This window comes from Naasia aerilata, assembly GCF_030296595.1.
In the GTDB taxonomy this organism is placed as follows: Bacteria; Actinomycetota; Actinomycetes; order Actinomycetales; family Microbacteriaceae; genus Naasia; species Naasia aerilata.
Genome location: NZ_AP027731.1, coordinates 2,091,944 through 2,104,317, shown reverse-complemented (window position 1 = coordinate 2,104,317; position 12,374 = coordinate 2,091,944). Strand labels below are relative to the sequence as shown.

Sequence of the window (12,374 nt, the reverse complement as noted above, 5' to 3'; positions counted from 1 at the left end):
TCGGCGTCGTTCTCCTCGACCGGCAGCTCGGCAGAGGCGGCCTCGGCGTCAGCCGGGCTCGCGGTCTCGGCGGCGGTCTCCTCGGCGGCGGGCGCCTCGGCGGCCGGCTCCTCGGCGGGGGCGGCGGCCTCCTCGGCGGGGGCAGCGGCGGCCTCAGCGGGCGCGGCGGCCGGGACGGCGTCGATCGCCTCGGCGGGGCCGTCGCTGGCCGGGCCGGCCTCGAGGAGCTCGCGCTCCCACTCGGCGAGCGGCTCGGCGGCCTCACCGTCGGCGGGCTTCTGGTGGCGCTGGATCAGGCCCTCAGCCGCGGCGTCGGCGATGATGCGCGTGAGCAGCGCGACGGAGCGGATCGCGTCGTCGTTGCCCGGGATCGGGTAGGCGAGCTCGTCCGGGTCCGCATTGGTGTCGAGGATGCCGATGACCGGGATGCCGAGCTTCTTGGCCTCGTCGACCGCGAGGTGCTCGCGCTTCGAGTCGACGACCCAGATCGCGGAGGGCGTACGGGCCAGGTTCCGGATGCCGCCCAGCGTCTTCTCGAGCTTGTCGCGCTCGCGGCGCTGGATGAGCAGCTCCTTCTTCGTGTAGCCCTTGGTCGTGTCGTCGAAGTCGACGAGGTCGAGCTCCTTGAGGCGGTTGAGGCGCTTGTGCACGGTCTGGAAGTTGGTGAGCAGACCGCCGAGCCAGCGCTGGTTCACGTAGGGCTGGCCGACGCGCTTCGCCTGCTCGGCGATGGCCTCCTGGGCCTGCTTCTTGGTGCCGACGAAGAGGATGGTGCCGCCGTGGGCGACCGTCTCCTTGACGAAGTCGTACGCCTTGTCGATGTACGACAGCGACTGCTGCAGGTCGATGATGTGGATGCCGCTGCGCTCGGTGAGGATGAAGCGCTTGACTTTCGGGTTCCACCGGCGGGTCTGGTGCCCGAAGTGCACGCCGCTGTCGAGCAGCTGGCGGATGGTGACGACGGCCATGGCCGTGCTCCTGTTCCCGGCGCGCGGCGGCAGCAGCCGACGGACGCCGATTCGGTTCTTCCCGCGACCGGTCGGCCGCGGATCCTGGTGCCCGGCGCGCAAGCCGCCCACCTTCGAGAAGGAGGGACCGGTGGCTGCGGAGGCCGAATGGGCACGCGAAGTCACCCCGCTGGGCGAGGTGCGGCCAACAGTCTACAGGACTCACGAGCCACCGGCAGTGGGCGCTGGTGTCGGTGCATCCCGGGCCGGATCGGGCATTCCGGGCCGAAGCGGCGGCCCGGAATGCCCGAATCGGCCCGTCCCGCTATCCGCGGAGATCCGCGGAGGCCGCCTTCTTCGCGCGGCCGAAGACGAGGCCGCCCACGTCCTCCAGCTCGACGCCCTTCGTCTCGGGGACGAAGAAGAAGACGAACACGAGCGACAGCGCCGAGAAGACCGCGTAGAGGCCGTAGGTGAAGGCGAGGGAGAACTCGGAGAAGATCGGGAAGCTGACGGTGATGAGGAAGTTCGCGATCCACTGCGCGGCCGCGGCGACGCCGAGCGCCTTGGCGCGGATCCGGTTCGGGAAGATCTCGCCGAGCAGGACCCAGACGAGCGGCCCCCAGGTCGCGCCGAAGGAGACGACGAACAGGTTCGCGGCGATGAGCGCGATGACGCCCCACGGCTGCGGGAGGCTCAGCTTGCCGTCGGACAGCTGCGCCTGGCTGAAGGAGAGGGCCATCGCGCCGAGCGTCACGGCCATGCCGAGGGAGCCAGCGAGGAGCATCGGCCGGCGGCCCACCTTGTCGACGATCGCGATCGCCACGAAGGTGACGGCCACGTTCACGATCGACGAGATCACCGAGATGAGGAACGCGTCCTTGAAGCCGACCGCGTTCCAGAGCGTCGTCGAGTAGTAGAAGATCACGTTGATCCCCACGAACTGCTGGAACACGCTCAGCGCGAGACCGATCCAGACGACCGGCGCGAGGCCCAGGGCGCTCCCCCGCAGCGACGCCTTCTTCGCGTTCTCGCGGTCCTCGTCGATGTTCTTGCGGATGCGGCTGACCTCGTCATCGATTTCGCCCTTCGGCTGGACCGTGGCGAGCACCGTGCGCGCCTCATCCTCCCGGTCCTTCGCGAGTAGGTGCCGCGGCGACTCCGGGAGCCGGAGGGCCAGGTAGCCGTAGACGACGGACGGGATCACGCCGACGAGGAACATCCACCGCCAGGCGGGCAGGCCGAACAGCAGCTCCCGCGACGGGTCGGAGTCGCCGACGCCCGCGAGCAGGGCGTCGGAGAGGAGGGCCGCGAAGATGCCCAGCGTGATCGCGAGCTGCTGCAGCGAGGCGAGGCGGCCTCGGACGGCTGCGGGCACGATCTCCGCGATGTAGGTCGGCGCGATGACGGAGGCGACGCCGATGCCGAAGCCGCCGACCAGGCGCCAGAACATGAAGTCCCACACGCCGAACGCGAGACCGGCCCCGATCGAGCTCGCGAAGAAGAGGATGGCGCCGATGAGCATGACGCGCAGGCGCCCCATGCGGTCGGCCAGTGCGCCCGCGAGGTAGGCACCCACTGCGCAGCCGAGCAGCGCCACCGCGACCGCGAAGCCCTGGATCGCGGCCCCCAGCTCGAACTCCTTGCCGATGGCGTCGACGGCCCCGTTGATGACGGACGAGTCGAAGCCGAACAGGAAGCCGCCGACCGCCGCGGCGACGGCGAGGGCGGTGACGCGCCGCCGCAGCTTGGGATCGATCCGATCGGTGCGGTCAGGGGACGTCTGGGACATGGGCTCCTCCTGGCGAGATCCTTCCACTTCTCCCGCGCCCTTCGCCTCCCTCCCCCAGGGGTTGATTTCCCGGTTCTGCACGACCATCGATCTGCGCGCGTACGCAGGCGCTGCGACCGGCATCCTTCCGCCATGCCTCCCCGCCGCCTGCTGGCCCTCGCCCTCCTGCTGAGCGCGATCACGACCCTGCTGCTGCCCGGGTGGATCGCCCCCGCCGCCGCACTCCCGCGGTCCGGGCCCGCCGCCCCGCTCCTTGCCACCTTCCGGACCGCGGGGTGGGCGGATTACCCCTGGGCCTGGCCGGTGGCGCCGCCACCCGCGGTCCTCCGCGGGTATCGCGCTCCCCTCACCCCGTACGCGGCGGGCCATCGGGGCATCGACGTCGGCGTGCCCGCAGGGACGCCGGTGACGAGCCCGGACGACGGCGTGGTGCTCTTCGCGGGGGCGGTGGGCGGCCGGCCGGTGCTCTCGGTCGCCCACGCCGCCGGCCTCGTGTCGAGCTTCGAGCCCGTCGAGGCGGCCGTCACGGCTGGCCAGGGCGTGCGCCGCGGCGAGGCGCTCGGCACGGTGGCCGCCTCGGCGGGCCACTGCCCGGTCGATTGCCTCCACATCGGCGCCCGCGTCGACGGCAGGTACGTGTCGCCGATGGTCCTGCTCGGCGAGGTGCCCCGGGCGATCCTGCTGCCGCTCGTGCCGCCGGTGGATCGGGCCGGCGAATGAGCCCCTCCATCCGGAGCGCTCCCGCTGGGAACGCGAGCGCCCGGTCGCCCGGGACCGGTGGATCAGGCCCGCGGGTGGGCCTGCTCGTAGGCGCGCTTGAGCCGCTCGGCGGACACGTGGGTGTAGATCTGGGTCGTCCCGAGGCTCGCGTGGCCGAGCAGCTCCTGCACCGCCCGGAGGTCGGCGCCGCCGTCCAGCAGGTGGGTCGCTGCCGTGTGCCGGAACGTGTGCGGACCCGCCGGCCCGCTTCCCGGCACCGACTCGAGCAGCCCGGCGACGAGCCGGTGCACCGAGCGCACTCCGAGCCGGGCGCCCCGGTCGCCGAGGAAGAGGGCGGGGGTGCCGTCCACGGCCAGCTCGGGCCGCGCCCCGGCGATGTACCGGTCGATCGCATGTGCGGCCGGCACGCCGAACGGCACCACGCGCTGCTTGTTCCCCTTGCCGGTGACCGTCACGGTGAGCCGCTCCCGGTCCACGTCGTCCACGTCCAGCCCGCAGAGCTCGGAGACGCGGAGGGCGGACGCGTAGAGCAGCTCCACGACGGCGAGGTCGCGCAGCGCGCCGGCCTCGCCGTCCTCCGCTCGCTCCGCCAGTCCGGACAGCAGCTCGCCGACCGCGTTCTGCGGCAGCACGCGCGGCAGCGTGCTGTGCGACTTCGGGGACCTCAGCCGGAGGGCGGGGTCGACCGGGAGGTACCCCTGCCGCACCAGCCAGGCGCCGAAGCCCCGCACCGCCGCGGTCCGCCGGGCGAGCGTGGCGCGAGCGAGACCCCTCTCCGACGACTGCCACAGCCAGTCCCTCAGCAGGTCCAGCGTCAGGCCATCCACGGCGGGCGACCCGCGCCGCCGGGCGAAGCCCTCGAGGTCGATGAGGTCGGTGAGGTAGCCGCGCACCGTGTTCGACGAGAAGCCGCGCTCACCCAAGAGGTGTGCGCCGAACTCGGCGACGGCGTCCGCGATCTCCACGCGGCCATGGTGCCCTGGATCCATCGCTCCGGCTGGGACCGACACCGGTCAGGAGTCGAAGTAGCCGTCCGGCAGGTGCACGACCGCGGGCGCCACGTCGATCGGCAGCAGTGCCGTGACCACCTGCTCCGGGTAGAGCAGCGCGAGCGAGAGCGCCTGGTCGGCGTCCACGCCGGTCAGCCCGAGGTGCGGGGCCGCCACCTGCACGGTGTAGCTCGTCGCGGGTGCGACCGAGACGGGGACCCCTGCGACGCGGCCGTTCACCGAGTAGTGCAGGTGCCCGCTGAGGATGACCCGCACGTCCGTGCCGGCGAGGACCTCGGCGAGCGCGTCCACCGCACGGAACTGGAAGGGCTCCAGCACCCGCACCGTCGTCGGGACCGGCGGGTGGTGCATGGCCAGGACGGTGCCGTGCGGGGCAGGCTGTGCGAGCACCTCGCGGAGCCACTCCACCTGCTCCGGGTCGAGGTCGCCGTGTCCGGCTCCGGGCACGGAGGTGTCGATCGCGACGACTCGAAGGCCGCCGAGGTCATGGACGGAGTCCAGCGGCTCCGTGGACGGCGCTGCGCCGAACAGCCCCTCGCGGAGCGGCCCACGCTGATCGTGGTTGCCTGCCACCCAGATGACCGGGCACCCCAGCCGGTCCGCGACCGGCTCGACGATCTCCCGCACGCGCTGGTAGGCGTCCAGCTCTCCGAGGTCGGCGATGTCGCCCGTGTGCACGATCGCGTCGACGGCGACCTCGGCCTCCTCGAGGCGCTGCAGTGCGCGGCGAAGGTGCTCGACGGTGTCGACGCTGCCGTGCAGGGGCGCCCCGCCGGCGAGGAAGTGGGTGTCGCTGAGGTGAGCCAGGACGTGGGTCGGTTCCGGAGCGGGAGTGGGCACGGGTCAACGCTAGCGACAGGGACCGACGACATAGACTCGCCGGATGCCCAGCCTGGTCGCCGCGTGCGTCGTGCACGCGCTCCGCCCCGACTCCGGGACCGAGGGCGTGACCGCCATCGACAAGCGGGCGGTCGACGGTCCGGTGAAGGTCGGCCGATTCGGCCTCCGCGCCGACGTCCAGGCCAGCCGGAAGCACCACGGGGGCATCGAGCAGGCGGTCTACGCGTACTCCCAGTCGGACGCCGACTTCTGGTCGGCTGAGCTCGGCCGCGACCTGCATCCCGGCTGGTTCGGCGAGAACCTGCGCGTCGACGGGCTCGACGCGACCGCGGCCCGGGTCGGCGAGCGGTGGCACATCGGCGAGAAGGTCGTCCTCGAGGCGACCAGCCCTCGCACGCCGTGCATGACGTTCGCCCGCTGGGCCGATGCGGGCAGCACGTCGGGCTTCGTCCGGCGGTTCGCTCAGGCCGGCCGGCTCGGCGCCTACTTCCGTGTCGTGCACACGGGTCTGATCGCGGCGGGCGACGACATCGCCGTCACGCCGGCACCACGCGGCGCCCCGACGCTCCTCGAGGTCTTCCGCGGCGAGTGAGACGGGCGCTCAGGAGCGCACGAGCCGCGCGATCGCCTGAGAGGCCTCCCGGAGCCTCCTCCCGCTCCTCCCCCACGGCGTCGACGACGCAGTGGGCCAGGTGGTCGTCGAGCAGCCCGAGGGCGACCGATTCCAGAGCCTTCGTCATCGCGGACACCTGGGTCAGGATGTCGATGCAGTACTTCTCGTCCTCAACCATCTTCTGCAGCCCGCGGGCCTGACCCTCGATGCGCCGCAGCCGGGCGAGGTAGGCGTCCTTGCCCGTGATGTACCCGTGGTGTGCCGTCTCAACCGTGCCCTCTTCCATAGGTTGCACTATACCCCCTGGGGGTATACAACGGAAGGAGAGCGGAAGGAGTCGCAGATGAGCGACCGGCACACGGAGACCACACACGGCGACGTGCGCGCGGCGGAGCAGTCGGGGACGGAGCACTCCGGGCACGGGCGCGAGGACCACGGTCACGCCGGGCACGAGCACGGGAACGACGAGCACACCGGGCACGAGCACGGCGGCCACATTCACGCCGGGCGCGAGCACGCGGAGCATGACCACTCCGAGCACCTCGTCTCAGAGCTCCAGGACTCCGTTGCCCACGCCGGCCACCCCATGCACGACGCGCATCTGAGCCACGACGCCCATGCGGAGCACGGCGCCCACGCGGGGCATGACGCGCACACCGGCCACAACGCCCAGGCGGGGCACGACGCTCACGCCGGGCACGACGCCCACAACGCTCACGCGGGCCACGACGCTCACGCGGGCCACGGCGGCCACGCAGGCCACGGCCATGGCGGCCACGGGGACCACGCGGCGCTGTTCCGCAACCGCTTCTGGGTGAACCTGGTGCTCGCGGTGCCGGTGGTGCTCTTCAGCCCCATGTTCGCGGACCTGCTCGGCTACGCCCGCCCGACCTTCCCCGGGTCCGACTGGATCTCGCCGATCCTCGGCACGGCGGTCTTCCTCTACGGGGGCTGGCCGTTCCTCACGGGCCTCGTGAGCGAGGTGCGGCTGCGCCAGCCGGGGATGATGACGCTCATCGCCATGGCGATCACGGTCGCTTTCGGGGCGAGCTGGGTCACCTCGCTCGGCCTGTTCGGGCTCGACCTCGACTTCTGGTGGGAGCTCGCACTCCTCATCGTCATCATGCTGCTCGGCCACTGGATCGAGATGCGCGCCCTCGGCGCGGCCTCGAGCGCCCTCGATGCGCTCGCCGCCCTCCTCCCCGACCGCGCGGTCCGCGTGGACGGCGAGGAGCTGACCGAGGTGCCGCTCGCCGAGCTGCGCCTCGGCGACGTCGTCCTCGTCCGATCGGGCTCGCGGGTGCCCGCCGACGGCACGGTCGTGGACGGCACCGCGGAGGTCGACGAGTCGATGATCACAGGCGAGTCCCGGACCGTCTCTCGCGGCCTGGGCAGCACGGTCACTGCGGGCACGGTCGCCACAGACTCCGCGATCCGCGTCCGGGTCACGGCGGTGGGCGACGACACGGCGCTCGCCGGGATCCAGCGGCTGGTCGCCGACGCGCAGAACTCATCGTCGCGGGCGCAGGCCCTCGCCGACCGCGCGGCAGCCCTCCTGTTCTACTTCGCGGCGGGCGCCGGCGTGCTCACCTTCGCGATCTGGCTCCTGCTCGGCAGCGCGGACGATGCGATCACGCGCACCGTGACCGTCCTGGTGATCGCCTGCCCGCACGCGCTCGGCCTCGCCATCCCGCTCGTCATCGCGATCTCCACCGAGCGGGCGGCCCGCGCGGGCGTCCTGGTGAAGAGCCGGCTGGCGCTCGAGCGGATGCGGTCCGTCGACACGGTGCTCTTCGACAAGACCGGAACCCTCACGCGGGGCGAGCCCGCCGTGTCCGCCATCGCGGTCTCCGCAGGCACCGACCGGGCGACCGCGCTCGCCCTCGCCGCGGCACTCGAGCGCTCCAGCGAGCACCCTGTCGCGAGGGCGATCGTGCGCGCCGCGGAGAAGGAGGAGGTGGGGCCGCTGCCCGCGGTGGCCCAGTTCCGGTCGCTCACCTCGCGCGGTGTCGAAGGTCAGGTCGGCGGTCGCCATCTCCGCGTCGGCGGACCGAGTCTGCTGGCCGAGGCAGGCATCGCCGTGCCGGCGGAGCTCACCGCCGCCTCCGCCGCCTGGTCGGCCGAGGGCGACGCAGTGCTCTACCTGCTCGCGGACGGCGCGGTCCTCGCCGGGTTCGCCGTGCGCGACGAGGTGCGGCCGGAGTCCCGGCAGGTCGTCGACGCGCTGCACCGTCGCGGCATCCGGGTCGGCATGATCACCGGAGACTCGCGGCAGGTCGCCGACTCGGTGGCGGCGGAGCTCGGCATCGACGAGGTCTTCGCCGAGGTGCGTCCCGAGGACAAGGACGCCAAGGTCGCGGGGCTGCAGCAGCGCGGCGCCAAGGTCGCGATGGTCGGCGACGGCGTGAACGACGCGCCCGCGCTCGCGCGCGCCGACGTCGGCATCGCGATCGGTGCGGGCACCGACGTCGCGATCGAGTCCGCCGGCGTGGTCCTCGCCGGCAGCGACCCTCGGGCCGTGCTCTCGGTCATCGAGCTGTCCCGTTCGGGCTACCGCAAGATGATCCAGAACCTCGCGTGGGGCGCCGGGTACAACGTGCTCTCCGTCCCGCTGGCGGCGGGCGTGCTCGCCCCGCTCGGGTTCGTCCTCTCCCCGCCGCGGGCGCGATCCTGATGTCGCTCTCGACGATCGTCGTCGCTCTCAACGCCCAGCTGCTGCGCGGGGTGCGCCTGAACCCGGAGGAGCTGGCGCGGCGCTGATCCCGTCCGCCTCGCGAGCCGGCCGACCGACCGGCCGTGCTCCCGTGGCCCGAGCGGTCAGCGGAAGTGGGCGGGGATCTCCTGGAACTCCCACGTGTTGCCATCCGGGTCGGCGAAGAACGCGTACTTCACGCCACCCATGTCCGAGATCTCGGAGATCTCGACGCCTCGTGCGAGGACCAGCTGCCGAGCCTCTTCCACGCTGTCCACCACGAGGTGGAGGTCGCGGACCGACCCCGGCGCAGTGCCGCTGCCCCAGCCGGTGCCGAACCCGATGGAGCACGCTGATCCGGGTGGCGTGAGCTGCACGACGCGCATCCCGTTGCCCGGCTGCACGTCGTGGTCGAGGGAGAAGCCGAGCTGGTCCCGGTAGAAGGCGATGCTCCGATCGACGTCGGTCACCGGCAGGGGAACCAGTTCGAGTTTCATATCCATCTGCAGCAGCCTCCTGGCTCCGTGTGTGTCGGGAGGCGAGACCGCCTCTTCCTCCTACGTCGATCGGCGGCGGCAGATTTCGACGAGGGCACCGGAGCCTATCGGGCACACCCGGGGGGGTCATCCGCTGGTCACGGGCGGCGCCAGCCCGTCGGCGTCTCGCTGACCAGCCCCTCGAGTTCCAGGACGCCGAGGGCGGACCGCACCGAAGCGACGCTGAGCCCGGCGGCGCGCGCGATGTCGTCGACCGAGCGGGGTCGCGACGACATCGCGTCCAGCACCCTGGTCGCCTCCGGCTCCTGGCGAGAAGCCGCCTCGACGAGAGGCTCCTGGGGACCGAGCACCAGCTCGGCCATCTCGTCCGCGTTGGTGACGCACACGGCGTCGAACTCGCGCAGCAGCCGGTGGCAGCCCGCCGACGCGGCCGAGGTCACCGGACCGGGCACCGCGCCGAGCGGTCGGCCAAGCGAGGCCGCGTGGCCGGCGGTGTTCAGGGATCCTGAGCGCAGGCCGGCCTCGACGACGACGGTCGCCAGGGACGCCGCCGCGATCAGGCGGTTACGCTGAAGGAAGCGCCAACGCGTGGGCGACGACCCGCACGGCAGCTCCGAGACGACAGCGCCGGCCTGCGCGATCCGCGTCAGCAGGGCGTCGTGGCCACTGGGGTAGAAGCGGTCGACACCGCCAGCCAGGAAGGCCACCGTGGCGCCGCCGCTGGCGAGTGCGGCCCGGTGCGCCATCCCGTCGATGCCGTAGGCCGCGCCCGAAACGATCGCGAAGCCCCGATCGACGAGCCCGGTCGACGCCTCCGCGCAGACGTGCTCGCCGTAGCCGGTGGCGGCACGCGCGCCGACGAGCGCAATCGGAAGGGGCGAGGCCAGCAGCGCGGCGTTGCCGAGACACCACAGGGCAGCCGGCCGATGCGGGCCGAGGTCGCCGAAGCCGGCCGGCCATTCCGGATCGTCGGGCACGAGCAGCGCCGCTCCCCGGGCACCGGCGGACGTGAGGAACCGCAGGGCGTCGGAGGCGACGAGCCGGGGCCGCCAGCGCTCGACGGCTGCGCGCATCGACTCGCGGGTCAGCTCCTCCCCGGTCGCCTCGCCCACCTCATGCGCGAGGCCCGCGGGATCGTGCTCCTCGTTCACCGCGGCGAGTGCGCCGGCCGCTCCGAGGGCGGCCACCAGGGTGCCGGCCACGCCGTCCCCCGGCTCCGCGATGCCGCTCCACGCTGCACGAGCGAACACCTCGGCCGTCTCGTCGGCCGAGACCGGCGCACGATCAGGTCGCGCCGCCGACACAGCGCGGCGCACGATGGCCTCATCAAGTCCCAGGATCACGGAACGCTCCTCCTCAGCAGCAGCGCGCGACCGACCTGGTCGAGGCCGGGGCGATCGACGCCGTCCAGGTCGGCGAGGGTCCACGCGATCCGGAGGACCCGGTCGTACCCCCGCATCGAGATGAGGCCCCGCTCCAGCGCCCGGTCGACGGGAGCGAGGACCGCGCGGCCGAGCGCCATCGCCGGAGACCGCAGCCAGGGCCCGGCCGTGTCGGCGTTGGTGCGCCACGGGGTGTCGGCGAGGCGACGCGCCGCCCGGGCTCGCGCGTCCGCCACCCGTGCCCGCGCGGTCGCCGAATCGAGGCGGGGAAGCTCCTCCCGGAGCCGCAGCTGCGCGATCGTCACCCGGGCCACGCGAATCCGGATGTCGATGCGGTCGAGCAGAGGGCCCGACAGCTTGCTGAGATACCGCATGCGCACCGCGGAGGGGCACGTGCAGCGGTTCTCGGGCGCTCCCCACTCCCCGCACGGGCAGGGGTTCGCGGCCAGCACGAGCTGGAAGCGTGCGGGGAAGCGCGCGACGGCGTTCGCGCGGGCGATGGTGATCTCGCCCGACTCGAGCGGCTGGCGCAACGTCTCCAGGGCCGCGGAGGAGAACTCGGGCGCCTCATCCAGGAAGAGGACCCCGTGCGAGGCGCGGGCAGCCGACCCCGGTCTGATGATCGAGCTCCCGCCTCCGACGAGGGCAGCGGGCGTCGCCGTGTGGTGCGGGCTCTCGAAGGGCGGCGTGACGGCGAGCGCGCCTCCGACGGCGGCTCCGGACAGGGACCGGACCGACGTGACCTCGAGGGCCGCCGACTCGTCGAGCGGCGGCAGGACGGTCGGCAGACGGGAGGCGAGCATCGTCTTCCCCGCCCCCGGTGGCCCGACGAGGAGCAGGTGGTGCCCGCCGGCGGCCGCCACGACCAGGCCCTCGACCGCGTCGTCGTTGCCGACGATGTCCGCCAGGTCACCGTCGGGAGGCATCGTCGGCGCCGGGACTGCTGCGCGGATCTCGTCGACCGGCTGATCCTCGAGCTGAGCACCGTGCCAGATGGCCGCGTCGCGGAGGCTCGCCACTCCGACGACCCTGATGTCCGAGACGAGCGCCGCCTCCTCCCGGTTCGCCGACGGCACCAGCACCGTGCGAGCCCCTGCCCGGGCGGCCGCCAGCACGGCCGGGAGAGCGCCTCGCATCGGGCGGAGTCGTCCGTCGAGCGCCAGCTCGCCGAGGTGCGCCACCGGCGCGGCCGACTGCGCCGGGATCTGACCGGTGGTCGCGAGGGTGGCGATGGCGATCGCGAGGTCGAATCCCGAGCCCTGCTTGGGCAGGTCGGCCGGAGACAGGTTGACCGTGAGCTTGCGCTTCGGCCACTCGAGCCCCGAGTTGGCGATCGCGGCACGCACCCGCTGCTCGGCCTCCCGCAGCGCCGAGTCCGGCAGGCCGATCAACTTGAAGCCGGGCTTCTGGTTGGACAGCTCCGCCTCGACGTCGACGAGGGAGCCCGCAAGCCCCACGAGCGCCACGGACTGGGCGCGGCCGACCGCCATCAGAAGACGTCCTCGAGCAGCTCGAGGGTCGCGTCCCCGCCGGCCTTTCCCACCACGGCGACGACGTCGACGCGCAGTCGACCGTGCCGCCCGGCATGGGCGCGGCACCAGGCGATCGCGAGGCCGTGCAGGCGGGCGAGCTTCTCGCTCGTGATGGCCTCGAACGGATGGCCGTATGCCAGGGAGGACCGCGTCTTCACCTCTACGAAGGCGGTGCCGCCGTGGACGCGGGCGACGATGTCGATCTCGCCCTGCGAGCACCGCCAGTTCCGGTCGACGACGTCGTAGCCGAGCCTCGTCAGCCGCTCGGCGGCGACCTCCTCACCCCACCGCCCCAGCTCGTCCTTCTTCGCCACCGCGACCTCCTCGAAGGAGAGGGTCGCCGGTGTGG

Annotated in this window: 9 protein-coding genes and 3 pseudogenes; 3 read left to right on the top strand and 9 right to left on the bottom strand. The window is 72.9% G+C overall.

From position 1 onward, the window contains the following. Positions 1–11: 11 nt before the first annotated feature. Positions 12–968, bottom strand: a pseudogene (gene rpsB / locus QUE51_RS11010) (30S ribosomal protein S2); the annotation flags it as partial. A 304-nt stretch (positions 969–1,272) separates the two neighbouring features. After that, the gene (locus tag QUE51_RS11005) at positions 1,273–2,739 is read right to left on the bottom strand and encodes a sugar porter family MFS transporter (protein WP_286276448.1); all 1,467 of its coding nucleotides are present in this window, start codon (positions 2,737–2,739) and stop codon (positions 1,273–1,275) included. A 132-nt stretch (positions 2,740–2,871) separates the two neighbouring features. Between QUE51_RS11005 and QUE51_RS11000 the strand changes: the two genes are divergently transcribed. Continuing rightward, on the top strand, positions 2,872–3,459 hold the full coding sequence (locus tag QUE51_RS11000) for a M23 family metallopeptidase (protein ID WP_286276447.1): 588 nt from the start codon (positions 2,872–2,874) through the stop codon (positions 3,457–3,459). Between the two features lie 62 nt (positions 3,460–3,521). On the opposite strand, the gene QUE51_RS10995 is transcribed toward QUE51_RS11000, so the two are convergent. Together QUE51_RS10995 and QUE51_RS10990 are read right to left on the bottom strand one after the other, a co-directional pair. Beyond that, the gene (locus QUE51_RS10995; protein WP_286276446.1) at positions 3,522–4,424 is read right to left on the bottom strand and encodes a tyrosine recombinase XerC; all 903 of its coding nucleotides are present in this window, start codon (positions 4,422–4,424) and stop codon (positions 3,522–3,524) included. Between the two features lie 48 nt (positions 4,425–4,472). Beyond that, positions 4,473–5,309 (bottom strand): metallophosphoesterase, encoded by an 837-nt coding sequence (locus tag QUE51_RS10990; protein ID WP_286276445.1) that lies wholly within the window; start codon positions 5,307–5,309, stop codon positions 4,473–4,475. Positions 5,310–5,352: 43 nt separating this feature from the next. Here QUE51_RS10990 and QUE51_RS10985 point away from each other — a divergent pair, with 43 nt between their 5' ends. Further along, positions 5,353–5,901, top strand: coding sequence for an MOSC domain-containing protein (locus tag QUE51_RS10985; RefSeq protein ID WP_286276444.1), 549 nt, complete (start codon positions 5,353–5,355; stop codon positions 5,899–5,901). A 9-nt stretch (positions 5,902–5,910) separates the two neighbouring features. Here the strand turns inward: QUE51_RS10985 and QUE51_RS10980 are convergent. Next, positions 5,911–6,208: pseudogene (locus QUE51_RS10980) on the bottom strand (metal-sensitive transcriptional regulator). Positions 6,209–6,508: 300 nt separating this feature from the next. Here QUE51_RS10980 and QUE51_RS10975 point away from each other — a divergent pair. After that, a pseudogene (locus tag QUE51_RS10975) lies at positions 6,509–8,682 on the top strand (heavy metal translocating P-type ATPase). 57 nt (positions 8,683–8,739) lie between these two features. Here the strand turns inward: QUE51_RS10975 and QUE51_RS10970 are convergent. The 4 genes from QUE51_RS10970 to QUE51_RS10955 all read right to left on the bottom strand — a co-directional run bounded on the left by QUE51_RS10970 (position 8,740) and on the right by QUE51_RS10955 (position 12,339). Further along, on the bottom strand, positions 8,740–9,117 hold the full coding sequence (locus tag QUE51_RS10970) for a VOC family protein (protein ID WP_286276443.1): 378 nt from the start codon (positions 9,115–9,117) through the stop codon (positions 8,740–8,742). A gap of 131 nt (positions 9,118–9,248) precedes the next feature. Next, positions 9,249–10,448: a DNA-processing protein DprA gene (gene dprA, locus QUE51_RS10965; protein ID WP_434017268.1), complete on the bottom strand. Its 1,200-nt coding sequence runs from the start codon at positions 10,446–10,448 to the stop codon at positions 9,249–9,251. Between the two features lie 2 nt (positions 10,449–10,450). Beyond that, complete coding sequence (locus tag QUE51_RS10960; protein WP_286276441.1) at positions 10,451–11,983, bottom strand: YifB family Mg chelatase-like AAA ATPase; 1,533 nt, start codon at positions 11,981–11,983, stop codon at positions 10,451–10,453. Beyond that, positions 11,983–12,339 carry a YraN family protein gene (locus tag QUE51_RS10955; protein ID WP_286276440.1) on the bottom strand — a complete coding sequence of 119 codons (357 nt, stop codon included), beginning with the start codon at positions 12,337–12,339 and terminating at the stop codon, positions 11,983–11,985. The genes QUE51_RS10960 and QUE51_RS10955 overlap by 1 nt, the downstream gene beginning before the upstream one ends. Positions 12,340–12,374: the final 35 nt, after the last annotated feature.

What these genes read in the sequence shown, in the direction of transcription:
- QUE51_RS10970 (WP_286276443.1), bottom strand. Translation starts at nt 9,117, where the DNA reads ATGGATATGAAACTCGAACTGGTTCCCCTGCCGGTGACCGACGTCGAT.
- QUE51_RS10985 (WP_286276444.1), top strand. Translation starts at nt 5,353, where the DNA reads ATGCCCAGCCTGGTCGCCGCGTGCGTCGTGCACGCGCTCCGCCCCGAC.
- QUE51_RS11005 (WP_286276448.1), bottom strand. Translation starts at nt 2,739, where the DNA reads ATGTCCCAGACGTCCCCTGACCGCACCGATCGGATCGATCCCAAGCTG.
- QUE51_RS10960 (WP_286276441.1), bottom strand. Translation starts at nt 11,983, where the DNA reads ATGGCGGTCGGCCGCGCCCAGTCCGTGGCGCTCGTGGGGCTTGCGGGC.
- QUE51_RS11000 (WP_286276447.1), top strand. Translation starts at nt 2,872, where the DNA reads ATGCCTCCCCGCCGCCTGCTGGCCCTCGCCCTCCTGCTGAGCGCGATC.